The 21989-nt window shown below is 54.6% G+C and carries 21 protein-coding genes and 1 pseudogene; 11 read left to right on the top strand and 11 right to left on the bottom strand.

All coding sequences use genetic code 11. The features are described from left to right. Positions 1 to 180: a YoaH family protein gene (locus tag K7H21_RS10875; protein ID WP_196565097.1), complete on the bottom strand. Its 180-nt coding sequence runs from the start codon at positions 178 to 180 to the stop codon at positions 1 to 3. Between the two features lie 90 nt (positions 181 to 270). Between K7H21_RS10875 and pabB the strand changes: the two genes are divergently transcribed. The 4 genes from pabB to K7H21_RS10855 all read left to right on the top strand — a co-directional run bounded on the left by pabB (position 271) and on the right by K7H21_RS10855 (position 5432). Beyond that, the gene (gene pabB, locus K7H21_RS10870; RefSeq protein ID WP_195322110.1) at positions 271 to 1626 is read left to right on the top strand and encodes an aminodeoxychorismate synthase component 1; all 1356 of its coding nucleotides are present in this window, start codon (positions 271 to 273) and stop codon (positions 1624 to 1626) included. Positions 1627 to 1629: 3 nt separating this feature from the next. Further along, complete coding sequence (locus K7H21_RS10865; RefSeq protein WP_223035772.1) at positions 1630 to 2208, top strand: CoA pyrophosphatase; 579 nt, start codon at positions 1630 to 1632, stop codon at positions 2206 to 2208. A gap of 162 nt (positions 2209 to 2370) precedes the next feature. Beyond that, positions 2371 to 3735: an L-serine ammonia-lyase gene (gene sdaA / locus K7H21_RS10860; RefSeq protein WP_004121987.1), complete on the top strand. Its 1365-nt coding sequence runs from the start codon at positions 2371 to 2373 to the stop codon at positions 3733 to 3735. A gap of 131 nt (positions 3736 to 3866) precedes the next feature. After that, complete coding sequence (locus K7H21_RS10855; RefSeq protein WP_004121988.1) at positions 3867 to 5432, top strand: EAL domain-containing protein; 1566 nt, start codon at positions 3867 to 3869, stop codon at positions 5430 to 5432. Between the two features lie 36 nt (positions 5433 to 5468). Here the strand turns inward: K7H21_RS10855 and yoaE are convergent, their stop codons facing one another. After that, the gene (gene yoaE, locus K7H21_RS10850) at positions 5469 to 7028 is read right to left on the bottom strand and encodes a CNNM family cation transport protein YoaE (protein ID WP_049114332.1); all 1560 of its coding nucleotides are present in this window, start codon (positions 7026 to 7028) and stop codon (positions 5469 to 5471) included. A 446-nt stretch (positions 7029 to 7474) separates the two neighbouring features. Here yoaE and manX point away from each other — a divergent pair, with 446 nt between their 5' ends. The 5 genes from manX to mntP all read left to right on the top strand — a co-directional run bounded on the left by manX (position 7475) and on the right by mntP (position 11670). Beyond that, positions 7475 to 8443, top strand: coding sequence for a PTS mannose transporter subunit IIAB (gene manX, locus K7H21_RS10845; protein WP_004138485.1), 969 nt, complete (start codon positions 7475 to 7477; stop codon positions 8441 to 8443). A gap of 60 nt (positions 8444 to 8503) precedes the next feature. Beyond that, the gene (gene manY / locus K7H21_RS10840) at positions 8504 to 9304 is read left to right on the top strand and encodes a PTS mannose transporter subunit IIC (protein ID WP_004121991.1); all 801 of its coding nucleotides are present in this window, start codon (positions 8504 to 8506) and stop codon (positions 9302 to 9304) included. Positions 9305 to 9316: 12 nt separating this feature from the next. Then, entirely contained in the window at positions 9317 to 10168 is an 852-nt protein-coding gene (locus tag K7H21_RS10835) for a PTS mannose transporter subunit IID (RefSeq protein ID WP_004103307.1), read from the top strand. Positions 10169 to 10221: 53 nt separating this feature from the next. Continuing rightward, positions 10222 to 10680, top strand: a complete 459-nt coding sequence (locus tag K7H21_RS10830; RefSeq protein ID WP_004121992.1) for a DUF986 family protein — start codon at positions 10222 to 10224, stop codon at positions 10678 to 10680. Positions 10681 to 11103: 423 nt separating this feature from the next. Beyond that, positions 11104 to 11670, top strand: a complete 567-nt coding sequence (gene mntP / locus K7H21_RS10825; RefSeq protein ID WP_223035771.1) for a manganese efflux pump MntP — start codon at positions 11104 to 11106, stop codon at positions 11668 to 11670. Between the two features lie 3 nt (positions 11671 to 11673). On the opposite strand, the gene rlmA is transcribed toward mntP, so the two are convergent. The 6 genes and pseudogenes from rlmA to mgrB form a co-directional block, all read right to left on the bottom strand. After that, entirely contained in the window at positions 11674 to 12468 is a 795-nt protein-coding gene (rlmA, locus tag K7H21_RS10820) for a 23S rRNA (guanine(745)-N(1))-methyltransferase (RefSeq protein WP_223035770.1), read from the bottom strand. Positions 12469 to 12528: 60 nt separating this feature from the next. Beyond that, complete coding sequence (ftsI, locus tag K7H21_RS10815; protein ID WP_004121995.1) at positions 12529 to 14274, bottom strand: peptidoglycan glycosyltransferase FtsI; 1746 nt, start codon at positions 14272 to 14274, stop codon at positions 12529 to 12531. Between the two features lie 190 nt (positions 14275 to 14464). Beyond that, positions 14465 to 14674: a transcription antiterminator/RNA stability regulator CspE gene (gene cspE / locus K7H21_RS10810; protein ID WP_001062678.1), complete on the bottom strand. Its 210-nt coding sequence runs from the start codon at positions 14672 to 14674 to the stop codon at positions 14465 to 14467. A 12-nt stretch (positions 14675 to 14686) separates the two neighbouring features. Continuing rightward, positions 14687 to 14832: pseudogene (locus K7H21_RS10805) on the bottom strand (DUF2627 domain-containing protein). Between the two features lie 615 nt (positions 14833 to 15447). Beyond that, the gene (locus tag K7H21_RS10800) at positions 15448 to 15738 is read right to left on the bottom strand and encodes a YebO family protein (RefSeq protein WP_004121996.1); all 291 of its coding nucleotides are present in this window, start codon (positions 15736 to 15738) and stop codon (positions 15448 to 15450) included. A gap of 74 nt (positions 15739 to 15812) precedes the next feature. Then, positions 15813 to 15956 carry a PhoP/PhoQ regulatory lipoprotein MgrB gene (gene mgrB / locus K7H21_RS10795; RefSeq protein WP_002911375.1) on the bottom strand — a complete coding sequence of 48 codons (144 nt, stop codon included), beginning with the start codon at positions 15954 to 15956 and terminating at the stop codon, positions 15813 to 15815. 159 nt (positions 15957 to 16115) lie between these two features. Here mgrB and K7H21_RS10790 point away from each other — a divergent pair, with 159 nt between their 5' ends. After that, a complete protein-coding gene (locus K7H21_RS10790; RefSeq protein WP_004122000.1) occupies positions 16116 to 16355 on the top strand; it encodes a YobH family protein in 240 nt (79 codons plus the stop codon). Positions 16356 to 16399: 44 nt separating this feature from the next. Here the strand turns inward: K7H21_RS10790 and kdgR are convergent, their stop codons facing one another. Continuing rightward, positions 16400 to 17191: a DNA-binding transcriptional regulator KdgR gene (kdgR, locus tag K7H21_RS10785; protein WP_004122001.1), complete on the bottom strand. Its 792-nt coding sequence runs from the start codon at positions 17189 to 17191 to the stop codon at positions 16400 to 16402. A 177-nt stretch (positions 17192 to 17368) separates the two neighbouring features. On the opposite strand from kdgR, the gene K7H21_RS10780 reads away from it, so the two are divergent. Beyond that, the gene (locus K7H21_RS10780; RefSeq protein ID WP_123829173.1) at positions 17369 to 18742 is read left to right on the top strand and encodes an MFS transporter; all 1374 of its coding nucleotides are present in this window, start codon (positions 17369 to 17371) and stop codon (positions 18740 to 18742) included. Positions 18743 to 18816: 74 nt separating this feature from the next. Here K7H21_RS10780 and htpX read toward each other — a convergent pair whose 3' ends face one another. Both htpX and prc read right to left on the bottom strand, forming a co-directional pair. Then, entirely contained in the window at positions 18817 to 19698 is an 882-nt protein-coding gene (gene htpX / locus K7H21_RS10775; RefSeq protein WP_004122003.1) for a protease HtpX, read from the bottom strand. A 237-nt stretch (positions 19699 to 19935) separates the two neighbouring features. After that, complete coding sequence (prc, locus tag K7H21_RS10770) at positions 19936 to 21984, bottom strand: carboxy terminal-processing peptidase (RefSeq protein ID WP_004122004.1); 2049 nt, start codon at positions 21982 to 21984, stop codon at positions 19936 to 19938. Positions 21985 to 21989: the final 5 nt, after the last annotated feature.

Raw genomic sequence — 21989 nt, 5'->3', positions numbered from 1 at the left:
TTAATCGTCTTCATCCTCAAAGCGCGCCACAATCCGATCGCCGGTATGTGAGGCGCGCAGTTCATCTGCCACTAAAGCGATGGCCTGGCCGCTGCTCATGCCCTGCGACATCAGCTCCTGAATTCGTTCAACTGCTTTTTGCTGTTGCTCGTGGCTCAGCGAAGGTAAACCTGCAAACATCACTTACTCCTGCTACATTGTGGGGCGTAATTATTTCACGCCGTCCTCTCGTATACCAGCGGGCGGTCACCATCAGGATTAAAGAAGACCATGTTGTCCCCCGCTATGATTTCCCTGCCCTGGCGTCCGGATGCCGCTGAATACTATTTTAGCCCATTAAGTTCACAGCCCTGGGCGATGCTGCTGCACTCCGGTTTTGCCGAACATCCGCATAATCGTTTTGACATTGTTGTCGCCCAGCCGCGCGCAACGCTGGTGACTCGCGGCGATATGACCGTCATAAACGAAGGGGAAACCCTCTCAACCTCTGCCGCCGATCCGCTCACCCTCGTGCATCAACAGCTGGCGCGCTTTAACCTGCAGCCGCACGCTCATCCGCAGCTGCCGTTTCTCGGCGGGGCGCTGGGGCTGTTCGGTTACGATCTGGGTCGCCGCTTTGAAAATCTGCCGACGCAGGCCGAGGCGGATATCGATCTGCCGGATATGGCGGTAGGCATTTATGATTGGGCGTTAATCGTCGATCATCAGCGCCGGGAAGTGTCGTTATTCAGCTATGACGACCCGCAGGCGCGGCTGACGTGGCTGGAAGCGCAGGCTGAGCCTGCCGCTGCTCCCTTTGCCCTCACCTCAGGGTGGCGCTCAAATATGAGCCGCGCGGAGTATGGCAAGAAGTTTCGCCAGGTTCAGGCTTATCTGCACAGCGGCGACTGCTATCAGGTTAACCTGGCGCAGCGGTTTACGGCGAGCTATCGCGGGGATGAGTGGCAGGCCTTCCGTCAGCTAAACCGCGTCAATCGCGCACCGTTCAGCGCCTTTATTCGCCTCCAGGAGGGCGCCATATTAAGCCTGTCGCCCGAGCGTTTTATTCAGCTCCGGCAAGGCGAAATTCAAACCCGGCCCATTAAGGGGACGTTGCCCAGGCTGGCCGATCCTGAGCAGGATGCGTTGCAGGCGCAAAAGCTGGCGAACTCAGCAAAAGACCGCGCCGAAAACCTGATGATCGTCGATTTAATGCGTAACGATATTGGCCGGGTTGCTGTCCCCGGTAGCGTTCGCGTTCCTGAGCTGTTTGTGGTGGAGCCCTTCCCTGCCGTGCATCATCTGGTGAGCACCGTGGCCGCCCGATTGCCCGCTGATCTGCACGCCGCCGACCTGCTGCGCGCCGCCTTTCCCGGCGGCTCAATCACCGGCGCGCCGAAGGTCAGAGCGATGGAGATCATCGATGAACTGGAGCCGCAGCGGCGCAATGCGTGGTGCGGCAGCATCGGATATCTCAGCTTCTGCGGCAATATGGATACCAGCATCACCATCCGTACGCTGACGGCCTGCCAGGGGCGGATCTACTGCTCCGCCGGCGGCGGAATTGTGGCCGATAGCGAAGAGGCGGCGGAATATCAGGAAACTTTTGATAAAGTTAATCGTATTCTGCATCAACTGGAGAGCTAGCACATGGCGGACAGCGCCCTCGAACTTGACGATTTCCTTTCGCGTTTTCAGCTCCTGCGCCCGCAGCCGACGCGCCACGCGCTCAACCAGCGTCAGGCGGCGGTGCTGGTACCGATTGTGCGCCGCCCGCAGCCGGGGCTGCTGCTGACCCAGCGTTCGCCGCTGATGCGCAAGCACGCGGGTCAGGTCGCCTTCCCCGGCGGCGCGGTGGATAACAGCGATGCGACCCTGATCGCCGCCGCGCTGCGCGAGGCCCACGAAGAGGTGGCGATCCCGCCGGAGTCGGTCGAGGTGATCGGCGTTCTGCCGCCGGTCGATAGCGTACCCGGTTTTCAGGTCACCCCGGTAGTGGGCATTATTCCGCCTGACCTGCACTATCACGCCAGCCAGGATGAAGTCGCCGCGGTCTTTGAAATGCCGCTGGCCGAAGCGCTGCGCCTGGGACGCTACCACCCGCTGGATATCCATCGCCGCGGCAATTCGCATCGCGTCTGGCTATCCTGGTATCAGCATTATTTTGTCTGGGGAATGACCGCCGGCATTATCCGTGAACTGGCGCTACAGATAGGCTCCCGCCCTTAGCTATACTAAAACTGAGACGGCGTTCTCAGCATTAGTAAATCCATGGTTACCCATTAGTTTAATTCATGTGAATACTTAAGCTGATGGCCCGGTTCCCTCTTACACTATGCGCAGTTATTACATCGTTGCCGCACCCGCGGCAACCCTGTCAGGAGTGTTAGCGTGATTAGTATATTCGACATGTTCAAGGTGGGGATCGGTCCCTCATCTTCCCATACTGTAGGCCCGATGAAGGCCGGTAAACAGTTCGTCGATGACCTGGTCGAAAAGGGATTGCTTAATGAAGTGACTCGCCTGGCGGTTGACGTCTACGGCTCACTGTCATTAACCGGCAAAGGCCACCACACGGATATCGCCATTATTATGGGGCTGGCGGGCAATCAGCCCGATACGGTCGATATCGACGCGATTCCGGCGTTTATCCGCGACGTTGAAGAGCGCGGACGCCTGCTGCTGGCCCAAGGGCAGCATGAAGTCGACTTCCCGAAAAATGACGGCATGCGTTTTCGTAGCGACAACCTGCCGCTGCATGAAAACGGCATGACCATTCACGCCTGGGCTGGCGAGAAAGAGATCTACAGTAAAACGTATTATTCTATTGGCGGCGGTTTTATCGTCGATGAAGAACATTTCGGCAAAGAGAGCGCCAGCGAACTCGCCGTTCCGTATCCGTTTAAATCCGCTCAGGAGATGCTGGGCTACTGCAAACAGACCGGCATGTCGCTCTCCGGCATGGTGATGCAGAATGAGCTGGCGCTGCACAGCAAAAAAGAGATTGAAGACTATTTTGCCAATATCTGGCAGACCATGCGCGCCTGTATCGATCGTGGGATGAATACCGAAGGGGTCCTGCCTGGTCCGCTGCGCGTTCCTCGTCGCGCCTCGGCGCTGCGGCGGATGCTGGTTGCCAGCGATAAGCTCTCTAACGACCCGATGAACGTGGTGGACTGGGTCAATATGTTTGCGCTGGCGGTCAACGAAGAAAACGCCGCCGGTGGCCGGGTGGTGACGGCCCCCACCAACGGCGCCTGCGGCATCGTTCCGGCGGTGCTGGCCTACTATGACCACTTTATCGAGCCCGTCAGTCCGGATATCTATATTCGTTATTTCCTGGCTTCAGGGGCTATTGGCACGCTGTACAAAATGAACGCTTCCATTTCCGGCGCGGAAGTGGGCTGTCAGGGCGAAGTGGGCGTAGCCTGCTCAATGGCGGCCGCGGGCCTGGCTGAAATCCTTGGCGCCAGCCCGGAGCAGGTCTGCGTGGCGGCGGAAATCGGCATGGAACACAATCTGGGACTGACCTGCGACCCGGTGGCCGGACAGGTACAGGTTCCGTGCATTGAACGCAACGCGATTGCCTCCGTCAAGGCGATTAACGCCAGCCGAATGGCAATGCGCCGCACCAGCGAGCCGCGCGTCTCACTGGATAAGGTCATTGAGACCATGTATGAAACCGGTAAAGACATGAACGCCAAATACCGGGAAACGTCGCGCGGCGGCCTGGCTATCAAAGTTCAGTGCGACTAAACATTACTCAACAGAATGCGCCTAAGGGCGCATTCTCCTTTTTCCGCTCTATATTATTATCTGCGCCCTCTACACTTGCTCTATAACGGCTGTTACTCTCATTAACACTTTTAGCCGACAGGGCGTCGCGCATGCAGACTGCACAAAAAGTCATCACAACCTATCGCCGGAAACGCATTCTGGTTTGCCTGCTGGTCGCACTACTGACGCTGACAACAACCTTAGTAATACGATTTATTTCGCAGCGTAGCTTAAATCAGCAACGCGTTCAGATGAGCACCAACAAGATGGTGGCCGCTATGGATAATATCCTGCGGCCTCTGGCGGCCCAGCACGTTGCGCTACTGCATCTAGTCAATCAGCCTTGTCAGGACGTCCACCTCACGTTACGTAAGCTGGCGGCATCGCTGCAAACGGTGCGTTCAATTGCGCTGGTCCAGTCGAACCTGCTGTACTGCTCGAGTATTTTTGGCCAACGCAATATTCCGATACACCAGCTACAGCCGGCATTACCAACCCATCATCCCCTGCTCACCTTCAGCTACGACTCCTCGCTGCTCAAAGGGACGCCGGTACTTATCCAGTGGTATCCCGCGTCGCTTAGCGGCGCTGACGGCGTGCTGCTGGTGATCAACATTGAGCTGCTGGGCGAGTTAATTTTCAACGCAAAATCAGCGCTAATCAGCGGAATTGGCCTTAGCGTAGGCGAAAAAAGCTTTATTAGCGGTTCAGGGCTGAGTAAACAGGAAGCCCTACCGGGCGAGCAAATCATCTACCGCCAGCCGTCGACCGAGTTTCCCTTTACCATTAGCGTCAGCGGGCCAGGAGCCTCGGCGGTCGCCCTTAATGAACTACCGGCCGAGCTTCCGCTGGCGCTGGTAATCAGCCTGTTAATGACCGGCATCGCCTGGCTGGCGACCGCCGGAAGAATGAGCTTTTCCCGCGAAATTAATCTCGGCATTGCCGCGCACGAGTTCGCCCTCTGGTGTCAGCCCCAGCAGAACTTACGCACCCGACAATGCTGTGGCGTGGAAATTTTGCTGCGATGGAATAATCCGCGCAGAGGGACTATCTCACCAGATGTTTTTATACCCATCGCGGAAAGATATAATTTGATTGTCCCCCTGACCCGCTATGTCATTTCGCAAACAGCGCACAAATTATCCCTCTTCCCTCAGGACAAACATTTTCACATCAGCATTAACGTCGCCGCCCGCCATTTTGCCAACGGCGAGCTGCTGCGCGATCTGCATCACTACTGGTTTAGCGCCCATCCCATACAGCAACTGATCGTTGAGCTCACCGAACGTGACGTACTGCAGGATGGCGACCACCATATGGCCGAGCATCTTCATTTCAAAGGCGTCCAGCTGGCTATCGATGATTTCGGTACCGGCAACAGCTCCCTTTCGTGGCTGGAAAAGCTGCGCCCTGATGTCCTGAAAATTGATAAATCGTTTACCAGCGCAATTGGGATTGATAGCGTTAATGCGACGGTGACCGACATGATCATTGCTCTCGCCCATCGTCTGAAAATTGTTACCGTCGCGGAAGGCGTCGAGACCCAGGATCAGGAAGAGTATCTGCGCGGCAACGGCGTTGATTTATTGCAGGGGTTTTATTACGCCCGGCCGATGCCGGTAGAGGACTTTCCGCAGTGGCTGGCGGCGGAAAAGCGGCGGGAAATGAACGCCTAAAAATGCCCGCCGGCATGAGGCCGGCGGGCATCAACGTTACTCTTCTTCGTCGTTGTACTGACGCAGCTTGACAACGCGCACCAGGTCGACGCGGTAGTCGTTGGCTTCAATGATGGTGAACTGCAGAGGCGACAGTTCAAGCACGTCGCCCGGACGAGGAATATGGCCGTTGACGGCAATCACCAGGCCGGCAACCGTGGCGATATCTTCGTCCTCATCGACCAGATCGTCTACGCCCAACGCCTGCTGCAACGCATGCACGTCGGTTGAACCTTTCACCAGCCAGCCATCGCCATCGATGACAATTTCCGGCGTTTCGTCGGCGTCCGGGAACTCTCCGGCAATCGCCTCCAGTACGTCCAGCGGCGTAACCAGCCCCTGCACCACGCCAAACTCGTTAGTGACGATGACAAAGCTACCGCGGGCGCGGCGCAGCACGCCGAGCAGGTTGATAGGGTCCAACGTTTCCGGGACCACAATCGCCGGCGAGGCGGAAGCCAGCGCGGCAACGTTGTCACCCGCCTCCAGCGCCACCAGCATCTCTTTTGCCCGTACGATACCGATGATTTCATCCAGCTCGCCGCGACAGACCGGGAACAGGCTGTGCGGGGAAGAGAGCAGCTGGCGGCGAATTTCATCTTCACTTTGCTCTGCGTTCACCCAGCTAATTTCCCCGCGTGGGGTCATAATACTGCGCAACGAACGCTGGGCCAGGGTCAGTACGCCATTAATCATATAGCGCTCTTCTTCCGCAAACGCGCCTTCCGGTATTGGCACCACGGACGAGCTGTCGCTATCGTGCGCCGGGGCACTCTGCTTCCGCCCGCCCATCAGGCGCAGGATCGCATCGGCAGTACGCGCGCGCAGAGGCAGGGTCGATTGATGGCGAATAAAGTTACGGCGCGCAATCTGGTTAAAGAACTCGATGGTTATCGAGAAGCCAATCGCGGCGTACAGGTAACCTTTCGGTATATGGAAACCAAATCCTTCCGCCACCAGGCTCAGGCCGATCATCAGCAGGAAGCTCAGGCAGAGCACCACCACCGTCGGATGCTGGTTGACAAAATTAGTCAACGGCTTCGAAGCCAGCAGCATCACCGCCATCGCAATCACAACCGCCGCCATCATCACCGGCAGGTGGTTAACCATCCCGACCGCAGTAATCACGGCATCCAGCGAGAACACGGCGTCAAGTACGACGATTTGCAGTACCACCACCCAGAAACTGGCATATCCTTTACCATGACCGGAGTCATGCTGGCGGTTCTCCAACCGTTCATGCAGTTCGGTGGTCGCCTTAAACAGCAAGAATATCCCGCCGAGCAGCATAATAAGATCGCGCCCGGAGAACGAGAAATCGGCAACGCTGAAAAGCGGTTTCGTCAGGGTCACCATCCACGAAATGACCGACAGTAGCCCCAGACGCATAAACAGCGCCAGCGAAAGACCGATCAGGCGCGCCTTATCGCGCTGCTTTGGCGGCAGCTTGTCGGCAAGGATGGCGATAAACACCAGGTTGTCGATACCCAGTACGATTTCAAGGACGACAAGCGTCAGCAAACCGGCCCAAATAGAGGGATCCATTAAGAATTCCATGAGCAGCTCCAGTTAACGACAGGCATAGTCATCGCTGTGTCATGCACAGACGAGACACTTGTTGCTGGTGAAAAGACGTAGCAGGTGACTGCGGCACGCGCGTGCCGGAAGGTGAAATGACGTCGGTGACGGTCCATATAGCGGGCTATGCCCTATACTCCTGAGTAATTAAACGGAACGTAAACATAGCAAAATATAGAGCATTATTGGAAAAAATTTACCTGTCTTTGCAATAGTTAAGGCTATTTTTTGCGCTGCAAAATAATTAGCACCCGATGCATAATTAGCGGAGCTTCATCACATTAATTATTTTTTCACTGTCTAAAATAATTCGCTGTAGTAATTACTTTATATCTTACACCCTTACTGAATCGATTTTGTTCGCAAGAGTGATTCAGGATGTATCACAACAGATGATGCATTCACGATTATAAAGGAGGTAGCAAGTGACGATTGCTATTGTAATAGGCACACATGGTTGGGCTGCAGAACAGCTGTTAAAAACGGCAGAAATGCTGCTGGGCGAACAGGAAAACGTTGGCTGGATCGATTTCGTTCCTGGCGAAAACGCAGAAACGTTAATCGAGAAGTACAACGCTCAGTTGGCAAAGCTGGATACGGCTAAAGGCGTGTTATTTCTCGTCGATACATGGGGAGGCAGCCCGTTTAACGCGGCCAGCCGTATTGTCGTCGATAAAGAACATTATGAAGTCATCGCGGGCGTCAATATCCCGATGCTGGTCGAAACGCTGATGGCGCGCGACGACAACCCCTCGTTTGATGAACTGGTCGCCCTGGCGGTGGAAACCGGTCGTGAAGGCGTGAAGGCACTGAAAGCGAAGCCGGTGGAAAAGGCCGCCCCTGCTCCGGTTCAGGCTGCGGCACCGAAAGCGGCAGCGCCATTGAAGCCAATGGGTCCAAACGACTACATGGTTATTGGGCTGGCGCGTATCGATGACCGTTTAATTCACGGCCAGGTCGCCACTCGCTGGACCAAAGAGACCAATGTTTCGCGCATTATCGTCGTCAGCGACGAAGTGGCGGCGGATACCGTGCGTAAAACGCTGCTGACCCAGGTTGCTCCTCCGGGCGTTACCGCCCACGTAGTAGACGTGGCGAAGATGATTCGCGTCTATAACAACCCCAAATACGCAGGCGAGCGCATTATGCTGCTGTTCACTAACCCAACGGACGTTGAACGTGTTGTTGAAGGCGGTGTGAAAATCACCAGCGTCAACATCGGCGGCATGGCTTTCCGTCAGGGCAAAACGCAGGTGAATAACGCCATTTCGGTCGATGAGAAAGATATTGAAGCGTTCAAGAAGTTGAACGCCCGCGGTATCGAACTGGAAGCCCGCAAAGTTTCCACCGACCAGAAACTGAAAATGATGGATCTGATCGGCAAGGTGAAATAAGCCTCTCTGCGGATCGCAACTCAATTTTCAACTTAAGACTTAATCAACAGGAGAAGTACAATGGAGATTACCCTTCTTCAGATTGTGCTGGTGTTCATCGTCGCGTGTATTGCGGGTATGGAGTCGGTACTTGATGAATTTCAGTTCCACCGTCCTCTGGTGGCCTGTACGCTGATTGGCGCCGTTCTCGGGGATATGAAAACCGGTATTATCATCGGTGGTACCCTGGAAATGATCGCCCTGGGGTGGATGAACATCGGCGCCGCCGTTGCGCCTGATGCCGCGCTTGCATCCATCATCTCAACCGTTCTGGTTATCGCGGGCCACCAAAGCATCGGTGCCGGTATCGCGCTGGCAATTCCGCTGGCGGCAGCGGGCCAGGTGCTGACCATTATCGTCCGTACCATTACCGTTGCTTTCCAGCACGCTGCGGATAAAGCGGCGGAAAATGGCAACCTGACGGCCATCTCCTGGCTGCACGTTTCGTCACTGTTCCTGCAGGCGATGCGTATCGCTATTCCTGCGGTTATCGTGGCGATTTCCGTCGGTACCAGCGAAGTACAAGGTCTGCTGAACGCCATTCCTGAAGTGGTTACCGGCGGTCTGAACATCGCGGGTGGCATGATCGTGGTAGTGGGTTATGCGATGGTCATCAATATGATGCGCGCCGGCTACCTGATGCCGTTCTTCTACCTTGGCTTTGTTACCGCCGCGTTCACCGATTTCAACCTGGTTGCTCTGGGTGTGATTGGTACGGTAATGGCTGTCCTCTACATTCAGCTGAGCCCGAAATATAACCGCGTCGCGGGTGCGCCTGCGCAGGCTGCTGGTAATAACGATCTCGACAACGAACTGGACTAACAGGTGAGCGAAATGGTTGATATGACTAAAAATACCACCGAGAAAAAACTCACTCAGAGTGATATTCGTGGCGTGTTCATTCGTTCTAACCTGTTCCAGGGTTCATGGAACTTCGAACGTATGCAGGCGCTGGGCTTCTGCTTCTCCATGGTACCGGCTATTCGTCGCCTGTATCCGGAGAACAACGATGCGCGCAAACAGGCGATTAAGCGTCACCTTGAGTTCTTTAACACCCATCCCTACGTTGCGGCTCCGGTTCTCGGCGTAACGCTGGCGATGGAAGAGCAGCGTGCTAACGGCGCAGAAATCGACGATGGCGCCATCAACGGTATCAAAGTTGGTCTGATGGGCCCGCTGGCCGGCGTAGGCGACCCGATCTTCTGGGGTACCGTTCGTCCGGTATTCGCCGCACTGGGCGCAGGTATCGCCATGAGCGGAAGCCTGCTCGGCCCTCTGCTGTTCTTTATCCTGTTTAACGCGGTGCGTCTGCTGACCCGCTATTACGGCGTCGCTTACGGTTACCGTAAAGGTATCGACATCGTTAAAGATATGGGCGGCGGCTTCCTGCAGAAACTGACCGAGGGGGCGTCAATTCTCGGCCTGTTTGTCATGGGGGCGCTGGTTAACAAGTGGACGCACGTGAACATCCCGCTGGTGGTTTCCACCATCACCGGTCAGGATGGCCAGACTCGCGTCACTACCGTGCAGACGATCCTTGACCAGCTGATGCCGGGCCTGGTACCGCTGCTGCTGACCTTCGCTTGTATGTGGCTGCTGCGTAAGAAAGTTAACGCCCTGTGGATCATCGTGGGCTTCTTCGTCATCGGTATCGCCGGCTACGCTGTCGGACTGCTGGGTCAGTAATCAACACGTTGTGCGCCGGGGGCTTGCCCCCGGCTTTTTTATTTGGAGGATGGATGACAATCACGGACCTGGTGTTAATCCTGTTTATTCTCGTTTTGCTCGCGTTTGCGGTTTACGACCAGTTCATCATGCCGCGCCGTAATGGCCCAGTTTTACTGGCTATCCCCCTGCTCCGCCGCAACCGCGTCGATGGCATTATCTTCGTCGGCCTCATAGCTATCCTGATTTATAACAATATTGCCAACCACGGCGAACTTATCACCACCTGGTTATTATCTGCCCTGGCCTTAATGGGGTTATATCTGTTCTGGATCCGCTCACCCAAAATCATTTTCAAGCAGCAGGGCTTTTTTTTCGCCAATATCTGGATCGAATATAAGCGTATTAAAGAGATGAATTTATCGGAAGATGGCGTACTGGTCATGCAATTAGAACAACGGCGCCTGCTTATTCGCGTACGAAATATCGACGATCTGGAAAGGATATACAAACTTCTCGTTTCCACTCAATAGCTTAAAAATATAGCCAACGCTATATTTACCCCTTCCCCCACGTCTGGAATATAGCCACGGCTATATTCCAGATGTTCACTTCAACGATATTTATTAACTAATCATTTACCTATAAATTGAAATGAAAATCGTTATCATTTGATTGGAAAAATAACCGCGTCCTGTTATTGTTTTATATTCTAAAATTATGTTAAGGTTGCGCCCGTCGTTGGGGAGTAGCCAATTTTCTGCCTGGCAGAAAATGTCCGTGTCAACATACTCGTTGCAAAACGTGGCACGTGCGGGTTGAAGCAGAACGTATTCAATCAGGCGAGACCATAGACGCATCACTGCTGTACGCAGCACTTTATCATTAGGTGTGCTGCGTATTTTTACTGGGGGCAGCGATGTGTCATATGGATTATCCCCGGTCAGGACGCTCTCATGAATGTATCCGCTACAATTCTTCTTGCCTTCGGCATGTCCATGGACGCCTTTGCGGCCTCTATTGGAAAAGGCGCGACCCTCCATAAACCTAAATTTTCTGAAGTCCTGCGGACGGGTCTGATCTTTGGCGCTATCGAAACGCTCACCCCGCTTGTCGGCTGGGGTTTGGGGATGCTCGCCAGCCAGTTCGTACTCGAATGGAACCACTGGATTGCCTTTGTGCTGCTGGTTTTTCTCGGCGGTCGAATGGTTATCGAAGGGTTACGCGGCGGCGATAGCGATGAGGGCGAAGCTCCACGCCGTCATGGTTTTTGGCTACTGGTGACCACCGCTTTCGCCACCAGCCTGGATGCGATGGCCGTCGGCGTTGGCCTGGCGTTCCTGCAGGTCAATATTATCGCCACCGCGCTGGCTATCGGCTGCGCCACGTTGATGATGTCGACGCTGGGCATAATGGTAGGACGTTTTATCGGCCCGCTGCTCGGCAAACGGGCGGAAATCCTTGGCGGTATCGTGCTGATCGGCATTGGCGCCCAGATCCTCTGGAGCCATTTCGCTGGCTAATCCTCAGGCATCGCGCTGCCAGCAGTGAATAGCAAAATCGGTCTGGCAGTCAAACAGCGCCTGCTGGCGCAGCGCTTCCCTCACCGGCGGCTTCGCCCGCCACGCAAACGGCGTCATTTGCAGTAAAGCTTCCGCCTCGCTGCCGTTAAGCTGCATCGGATAGGCCAACTGCTGCTGGTGACGTAACGTAAATCCTTCCATCTCTTCCCTGCTCTGCTCATGCAAGCGCACGTCGTCGTAGATCAACCCTTTCAGCTCCATAAGGTGGCGAGGTCCCGGCGTCGCGGTGATAACCCAGCCGCCGGGCCTGACAACGCGCGCCAGTTCAAGGGCATTACAGGGAGCATAAATACGTACTATCGCATCCAGGCTCGCGTTCTCAAACGGCAGACGCTGGCTGGAAGCGACGCAAAAGCGGACCTGCGGATAACGTTTTGCCGCCGCGCGGATAGCCGATTTCGACACATCCAGGCCCCAGCTATGGGCCGCGATGGCGGCAAAAGCGTGCGTGTAGTAGCCTTCTCCGCAGCCAATATCCAATAAATCCGTCGGCGCGAAGGTTTGCAGATAAGCGCAGATAGCCCCGCGAAGCGGCTGATAATGCCCCGCATCAAGGAACGCGCGCCTGGCCTGCATCATTTCAGCGCTGTCGCCCGGATCGCGGGAGCGCTTAAACTGCACAGGCAGCAAATTGACGTACCCTTCCTTCGCCAGATCGAACTGATGCCGCTGCGGGCAGATATAGCTATTATCGCGGCGCTCAAGCGGCGCGTGGCAAAGGGGGCAACTGTAAGACATGACAACTCCGGTGTGCTGAAAGGGCGAAAGTGTAGCGCTATTCGCCCCTCCAGGCCACCGTTACAGCGCAGGCGACGGGGCTCCGTCACGATGCATCACGATAAGATTTTCCGCCCCCTGCGGCATCCCATCGGGCATGACGTTTTCCAGGCGCAGCACATCGCCCATAATCTGGCTGAATACCGGCGCCGAAACCGCTCCGCCGTAATACGAACCGTTACTGGGATCGTTCATCACTACCACCAGCGCGAATTTCGGGTTACTGGCGGGCGCAACGCCGGCGGTATAGGCAACGTACTTATCGATATATTTACCATCCGGTCCAATTTTTTTGGCGGTACCGGTTTTTACCGCCACCCGATAGTCGCGTACCGCCGCTTTGGTCCCGCCGCCGCCCGGTAAGGCGACGCTCTCCATCATATGTTCGACTTCATGCACGATTTGCTCCGGCATTACCCGAGTACCCATCACCGGCGGATCAATACGGGTTATTGATAGCGGACGCTCGATACCGTAGCTGCCGATAGTGGCATACACGTGCGCCAGCTGGAGCGGCGTGACCATCAGGCCGTAGCCGAAGGCGAATGTCGCCCGGTCCAACTGGCCCCAATAGCGGCGCTGCGGCATCAACCCGGCGCTCTCCCCGGTCAATCCCAGGCCAGTAGAGTCGCCAAAACCGAACGCTTTATAGGTATCGATAAGATGCTGAATTGGCATCGCCAGCGACAAATGTGAAACCCCGGTATCGCTGGATTTCTGCAGAATACCGGTGAGGGAGAGCTCGGGATAGTAACCCACGTCGCGAATACGGTGGCCATCGAGGACAAACGGATGAGTATCCACCACGCTATCCGGCTGAACAATGCCCTGCTGGAGCGCGGTCATCAGCACCAGCGGTTTAACCGTCGACCCCGGCTCGAAAGTATCGCTAATGGCGCGATTGCGAAAATCATCCAGCTTCGCATCATCGCGATTGTTCGGGTTGAAGTCCGGGTAGCTGGCCATCGACAGAATCTCCCCGGTATCGATTTTAATTAATACCGCCGCTCCTGATTCCGCCTTGTTCCAGCGAACAGCGTTATCCAGCGCGTCCTCTGTCACCGTTTGCAGGCGCTCATCGATACTGAGCTGTAAATTGTGGGCCGGAACCGCCGGGACTTCGGTGATATTTTCGATGACGTTGCCGTGCCGGTCTTTGCGCACCAGGCGACGCCCGGGCTGACCGGTCAACTGAACGTTAAAGCTTTTCTCAACGCCTTCAATACCCTGGTTATCGATATTGGTAAAACCCAGCAGGTTAGCGGCAACGTGCCCCGCCGGATAAAAGCGGCGCGACTCATCGCGCAGATTGATCCCCGGCAGATGAAGCTTATCAATCCACTCCGCCTGCTCCGGATTGATCTGGCGCGCCAGGTAGAGAAACCGCGCGTGAGGGTGCGCTTCGACGCGGTGGGCCAGCTCGCTAAGGTTGAGATGTAAAGCTTGCGCCATTGCTTGCCAGCGCGGACCGTAGCCGACGCCCCCCTTTTCGAGCGTGGTTTGCGGATCGACCCAGACGGCGCTCACCGGCACGCTGACCGCCAGCGGTCGGCCCTCGCGGTCGCTAATCGTGCCGCGCTGCACATCAATAGGCTCCTCGCGCAGGGATCGCATGTCCTCTTGTTTAACCAGATTGTCAGGGGAGACAATTTGTAGCCAGCCGACCCGGACCAACAGCAGTCCCATACAGCAAAGAATCGCCACGCACAACAACCCAAACCTAAGCGGGGTAAAGTTGGCGGCTGACTTGAGTTTGTTCTTTTGCACCTTAGCTCCATCATTGTTTTGCAAGCATCTGATTTAACAGAAATAGACAAAACAGGTTGCTAAACAGTGCTAATAATGGTGTTGATTTGCAACAAAGCGCAACGGAGGGTGGTAAATGGACATGTTTTGCAATAAATACTAAAAAGCCCCGCAGTTGCGAGGCTTTCTTACAAGATTCAGTGGTCTTAAATCAGATAGCAGTTACGTTAACTGCAGCTGGACCTTTCTGGCCGTCCTGAATTTCGAACTCAACGTTCTGGCCTTCAGCCAGAGTTTTGAAACCGTTACCCTGGATAGCGGAGAAGTGTACAAACACATCTTTGCTGCCATCAGCCGGAGTAATGAAGCCAAAACCTTTAGACTCGTTGAACCACTTAACTTGACCTTTAATCTTTGCCATTTGCAAAATTCCTTAGACTGTTTTCTTCGCCCGTAGGGCGCTTACATAGATAAAACTGACACATGACTGCATGAGGCACTAATATAAGGTTCGGCAGAGAAGCGGTATTCAACGACAACGTGTTTACTCAGGACTTCTTTACTGAAAATGCCACACATAAACAGAACTGTACCTCGTTTAACCCGAAACGTGTTATCACATACTACGTAAATAATGGCAAGCCATTTTTAGACGGGTCTCGATCGCTCGCACAGATTATAAGGGAATCATTTGATCGCCTGCACATTTATGCGACTTTGCTCGCTCTGGCTTATCCTTATCGCGCCCTGCTTGCCCCCCCAGGATATCCTCTCTGGCGGCCACTTATCCGTCACAGCTCAACAACTTCAGTGCTCCCACCCACGGCCGCAGTGAAACCGCCAATTTTAGGGGGAGACAAAAACCACTGCATAAAGATGCATATAAAAGCTCATAACGATAGACGAAAAATTGCTTTAATGCGGGCATTTCATAATATCAAAACACGTAAATTGAAGAGCTTAAAATATTGTCTATACTGATATTCCACGACAATAATGAAGAGCTGATGACAGTTAAGTCCAACTATTCTTTTATTTGATTAATTAAACAAAGCAATATAAGGCGGCGTGGTAAAGCCGCTTCCGCTGGCCCGTGCGCGCGGAAAAAGCTGAAGAGGTTTATAGATAAGATTAAGTTATACAGCCGGGTGAGATACAGGCGCACACCGCAAACGTGCACACCTGTCGGTCGGATCAGCGCTCTGCCACAAGACGGATAAAATCGTCGTCGCCTTTTCCCTTTTCGGCTACTGAAGGTTCAGCGGCGCTCTCCTTCTCAGGCGCATTGGCCTCACAGAGACGACGCAGCAGCGCGGTTTGCCGCTTTTGCTGATCCAGCAGCGCCTGCAGCAGCGCTATCTGCTCATTGGCGCGCGAACTGGCGCGATTAACAAAAAACCATAACAACAGGCCGACAAGCAGCAGCACAACAGATAGCGCCACGGATGCCAGGCTTACAATCCCAGGATTTAGTAACTCACTCATTTCACCACCTCAAAGAGAAGGCGCTTATTCTACCACCCGCGCAGCAGAAGAAAATCAATCATATTAAAAATGTCTTACCAGGGAATAAATTTATTGATAGTGCAGATGCCGCTGAAGAACTGTACATCCTGATCGCACATTACGTTAAGCATCTGAGTCCATAGCAGTAAGCAACCTGCAATGATGACTATCAGCAAAACCCACCGTAATTTTTTCACTCCACACTCCGCATCAGTATCAGATGTCGCCAGGATAACATGACCTTCTTAAACCGCGGCTAACTGTAATACGAAAGGCAAGTTTAGGAATCATAGACTTGTTTCAACTGGTGTTCATGCCAGAATGGACGCAAGGATAATACAAATAATGAGGCAACAATGCGATTGATCATTCGTACCATTGTGGTGCTGGCTATCTTGTGGATTGGCGTGTTATTAAGCGGTTATGGTGTATTAATGGGCAGCAGTGAGAACGCAGGAGGGCTGGGATTGCAGTGTAAATATCTCACGGCTCGCGGCATCAGTACCGCACAATATGTTCATTCCAGCAGCGGTATTATCGGCATCACCGATTGCCCTATTCTGCGTAAAAGCGCCACGGTTGTTGATAACGGCTAGTCACGAGCGGGCTACAGATTCTGTAGCCCGCTTCACGCACCCGATCAGAACGGATAATCGTTATAGCCCATCTGCTCGGAAATTTTACGTGCCGCCGTGTGCAGCATCGCGACATACTCGTTCAGGCGTTCTTCCGAGAAACGCAGCGTCGGGAAAGAGATACTCAGACCGGCGATAACCACGCCGAAGCGGTCGAAAACCGGCACCCCAATGCAGCGCAGCCCTTCTTCCTGCTCTTCGTTATCTTCGCCATACCCCTGCTCGCGGACCTGATCCAGAACCGCCAGCAGCTCTTCGGTGCTGGTGATGGTCCGGTCGGTGCTGCGTTTGTACTCCACGCCTTCCAGAATCTGTTCAACCTCGGAACGATCGCGCCAGGCCAGCAGCACTTTACCGATCGCGGTGCTGTACAGCGGGTTACGACGCCCAATGCGCGAGTACATGCGCAAATTGTACATTGAGTCGATTTTGTGGATGTAAACGATGCTGTCTTCATCCAAAGCACCCAGGTGGACGGTCTCTTTCGTCAGACGTGAAAGCTCGCGCATCTGAATATCAGCGCTGCGTACCAAATCAACGTTCTGCAAAGCCCGCGCGCCAAGTTCGAAGAGTTTGAGGGTCAGAGAATATTTCTCGGATTCGCCTTCCTGAGCTACGTACCCCAGCGATTTCATGGTCTGCAAAAAGCGATAAACGGTGCTTTTTGACATCATGACGCGCTGGGACAGTTCGGTAATGCCAATTTCACGCTCTTCGCCAAGCGCCTGCAGAATGCCAAAAACCTTCAATACCGAAGAGACAGAATCTGGCTGTTTATCCAAATCTGCAACTGCCATTTATCACCTCATCGCAACTGTTTTATAAAAATTAGAACCGGTTTTTATTATAAATTCGCATCCCGCGACCCGCAATCGTTCTTCTGCCTATTCGTTACAAATCTGCGACATGCCGCTGAATAATCAATGCTAAAATTATTACCCAGTTAATAGTCCCCGATAAGATACAGACCTCACATGGATAAAAACCTCTCCGATGGGTTACCTTTGCCGCAGCGTTACGGCGCCATTCTGACCATTGTATTAGGCCTGTCGATGGCGGTGCTGGATGGCGCGATCGCCAACGTCGCCCTACCGACCATCGCCAGCGATTTAAACGCCTCCCCGGCATCCTCTATCTGGATAGTGAATGCCTACCAAATCGCCATTGTTATCGCCCTGCTGCCGCTCTCTTTCCTCGGCGATATGGTCGGCTATCGGCGTATTTATAAAATCGGCCTGGCGCTTTTTACCTTCACGTCGCTGGCCTGCGCCCTCTCCACAAGCCTGGAAATGCTGACCCTGGCGCGCGTGGCGCAGGGCCTCGGCGGCGCGGCACTGATGAGCGTTAACACCGCGCTTATTCGCCTGATTTATCCCCAGCGTTTTCTCGGCCGCGGAATGGGGATCAACTCTTTCGTGGTGGCGGTCTCCTCCGCGGCGGGTCCGACCATCGCCGCCGCGATTCTCTCGATGGCTTCATGGCAATGGCTGTTTCTGATTAACGTTCCGCTGGGCATTATTTCCCTGCTTCTCGCGTTACGCTATCTGCCCGCCAACGTGGGCCGCAGCAAGGTCACCCGCTTCGACCTGCCGAGCGCCATCATGAATGCCTTAACCTTTGGCTTACTGATTACCGCTCTCGGCGGTTTCGCCCAGGGCCAGTCCGGCGAACTGGTTGCGGCGGAGATCGTTGCCATGCTGGTCGTCGGGTTCTTTTTTGTCCGTCGTCAGCTCAGGATGCCGGTCCCCCTGTTGCCGATTGACCTGCTGCGTATCCCGCTGTTCTCTCTTTCAATTTGTACCTCCATATGCTCCTTCTGCGCCCAGATGCTGGCCATGGTTTCGCTGCCGTTCTTCCTGCAGTCAATGATGGGACGCAGCGAGGTGGAAACCGGTCTGCTCCTGACGCCGTGGCCGCTGGCCACAATGGTGATGGCGCCGCTGGCAGGCTATTTGATTGAGAAAGTTCACGCCGGGCTGCTGGGCGCGATTGGCCTTCTCGTCATGGCCTGTGGCCTGTTCGGCCTGGCTTTACTGCCCTCCGCCCCCACGGATCTGGATATTATCTGGCGAATGGCACTCTGCGGCGCGGGCTTTGGTCTGTTCCAGTCGCCCAACAATCACACCATCGTCTCTTCAGCGCCGGCTCATCGTAGCGGCGGCGCAAGCGGCATGCTGGGTACCGCGCGCCTGCTTGGGCAGAGTACCGGCGCCGCGCTGGTGGCGCTGCTGTTTAATCTGTCAGGGAATAGCGGAACCCACACCGCTCTTATGCTGGCCGGGATCCTTGCCGTTGTCGCCGCGGCCGTCAGCGGGCTGCGCGTCACGCAGCCGCGCGCCAGGCTGTAGCCCTTAATCGACATAAAAAAATCCGCAGCCCGAAGGTTGCGGATTTTTATTTTTTTACAGCCGGGAACGGAGCGTTACTTCAGATATTCGCCGCTGCGCAGGGCTTCAATACGCTTATCCAGAGGCGGGTGAGTCATAAACAGCTCGCTCATGGATTTCGCTTTACCGTTAATACAGAACGCCATCATGCTGCTGGCTTCCTGCGGCTCATAGCTGGTTTTCAGGCGCTGCAGCGCGGCGATCATTTTCTCACGCCCGACCAGTTTTGCTGAACCGGCGTCGGCATGGAACTCGCGGTAGCGGGAGAACCACATGGTGATAATGCTCGCCAGAATACCAAACACCAGCTCCAGCACCGTAGCGACCGCAAAATAGATCAGCGGGTTGCCGTTGCTGTTTTCACCTTCATCCCGATTGCCGCCGAGGAAGCCCGCCGCAATCTGCGCGATAACGCGCGAGATAAAGATAACGAAGGTATTCACCACCCCCTGAATCAACGTCATGGTAACCATGTCACCGTTGGCAATGTGGCTAATCTCATGCGCAATGACCGCTTCCGCTTCATCACGGCTCATGTTCTGCAACAGCCCTGTGCTGACGGCCACCAGCGACGCATCGCGGCGCGCGCCGGTCGCGAAGGCGTTAATATCCGGCGCATGGTAGATAGCCACCTGCGGCATACCAATGCCCGCCTGCCGCGCCTGCTGCGCGACGGTATTCATTAGCCAGCGCTCGGTTTCATTACGCGGCTGCTCAATGACTTCCCCACCCACCGATTTCAGCGCCATCCATTTCGACATCAGCAGCGAAACGATTGAACCGCCGAAACCAAACAACAGCGCCATGATCAGCAGCCCGGTCATGCTGCTTGACTGAATTCCCGTCAGGCTTAGCACCAGCCCGAACACCACCATCACTGCCAGGTTGGTCAGCAGGAAAAGCGCGATTCGCATCATAATTTTCTTTTAACCTCGATTTAACAAAACGCACTATGCGATTACCCACATGGTATGGGTAGAGCGCCAATTTTCAACCATCAGGCCCCGCTAAGTCACGAGAAAGACACAACTTTACATTTTGTAGCATATTGCTGACGCTGGGCAATAGCGTTGACATTTTGTTGAATTCAGGCCGGCAAAGTTGCGCAAGAACAGAAAAGAAAACGGGCACAAATTAGTGTGCCCGTTGGGGATTTATTTACTGGCCGGGGGCTCTACCGCTGGCCGATCCTTTTCCTCATGGGCCAGATCGAGCGCAATATGAACCGTTTCATCAAGATACGGATCGGGCTCCTGGTAATCCTTCGGCAGATCTTCCAGTTTCTTCAGCAACGGCTTGCCTTCGCGTTTCAGGCGATCGTTAACGCGAGCCAGACGAATCGCATCATCTTCTTCGTTCTCCTTTTCACGCTGCGCGTAGTTCAGGGAGACGATGTTGCGTTTGTCTTTCATCGCGTTATAGCGAGCAATGTCCTTCATGATGTACTGGAATTCAGGATCATTAGCGATACGCGCATCGTGGCGTTTTAGCAGCTCCGGCCCAAACGGCGTCAGGTCGCTGTATTTCACGTAGGTTGCCGCATTGACGCTGTCCCACGGTAGCGCGTTATCTTCATACTGCTCGCCGGTCTCACGCTGTTCCGTTCCGGTCGGCATCATGATGTCCGGCGTCACACCCTTACGCTGAGTACTACCGCCGTTGATGCGATAGAATTTCTGAATGGTGTACTGTACGGAGCCCAGCGCCGGCCAGTCAGGGCGCAGCATTTGATCGTAGATACGGTTCAGCGAACGGTACTGCTGGACGGTCCCCTTGCCAAAGGTCGGCTCCCCGACGATCAGCGCGCGACCGTAGTCCTGCATCGCGGCGGCGAAAATTTCAGAAGCCGACGCGCTGAAACGGTCGACCAGCACCACCAGCGGGCCTTTGTAGTACACCACGCCATCGGTATCGCTGTCTTCGCGCACTTTACCGTTGTTATCGCGCACCTGAACAACCGGACCGGATGGAATAAACAAGCCAGAAAGCGAAACCGCTTCGGTCAGCGCCCCGCCGCCGTTGCTGCGCAGATCGATAACGATGCTGCTAACGTTCTGTTTTTCCAGTTTCTGCAGTTGAACCTTCACGTCATCCGTAAGGCCAACATAGAAACCTGGAATATCCAGTACGCCAACCTTCTCTTTGCCGACGGTTTTGACTGACATCTTAACCGCGCGGTCTTCAAGACGAATACGTTCGCGCGTGAGGGTCACAATCCGTGTTTTCGCGCCTTTACCCGCCGGGAGTATCTCCAGGCGAACCTTGCTGCCCTTTGGACCTTTGATCAGCGCTACCACATCATCAAGACGCCAGCCGATCACATCGACCATGGCTTTACCCGGCTGGCCAACGCCAACGATACGGTCACCCACGCTGATGGCTTTGCTCTTCGCCGCAGGCCCACCGGCCACCAGTGAATTGATCACCGTGTAGTCGTCATCCATCTGCAATACCGCGCCGATACCTTCGAGAGACAGGCTCATTTCGGTATTGAACTGTTCAGTATTGCGCGGTGAGAGATAGTTGGTATGCGGGTCGATTTCACGCGCAAAGGCGGTCATCGCCAGCGAGAAAACATCTTCGCTGTTGGTTTGCGCCAGACGGCGAATGGCAAACTTGTAACGACGGGTTAAGGTCTCGCGAATCTCTTTATCATCTTTGCCAGCCAGCTTGAGACTGAGCTGATCGAACTTCACCTTGGCATCCCACAGCGCATTCAGCTCGGCCTCATCTTTCGGCCAGGGCGACTTGCTGCGGTCAAGGTTGAAGTTGTCATTGCCGGTGAAGTCCATCGGACGTTCCAGCACTTTCAATGCATATTGATAACGCTCGAAACGACGTTTCTGCGCCAGATTATACAGGTCGTAAAAAACGTCCAGCTTCCCGCTGCGCAGCTCATCGCCGATTTGATTCTTTTTCGCGGCAAACTGCGCCACGTCGCTGGCCAACAGCACGTTATGGCTGTAATCCAGCAGGTTCAGATAACGATCGAAAATTTTTGCCGAAAAGGCATTGTCGAGATCGAACTGGCGGTAGTGGGAACGGGTAAAGCGCGATGTCACGCGCTCGCTCACCGTTGCGTGCTGCGGCTCTTCTTTCAGCACGGGGATTTGATCAATCCGGGTTATATCGTCCACGGCGAACGACTGGCCTGCGATTACCAGCAGGCCCGCCAACGCGGTGAGCTTAAAGAATTTGTTCATGCCTG

Origin of the sequence: Klebsiella sp. CTHL.F3a (assembly GCF_019890895.1) — a bacterium.
Classification (GTDB): domain Bacteria; phylum Pseudomonadota; class Gammaproteobacteria; order Enterobacterales; family Enterobacteriaceae; genus Klebsiella; species Klebsiella grimontii.
Note: the sequence above shows the minus strand (reverse complement) of the source record. Positions and strands in the feature narration are given on the sequence as shown.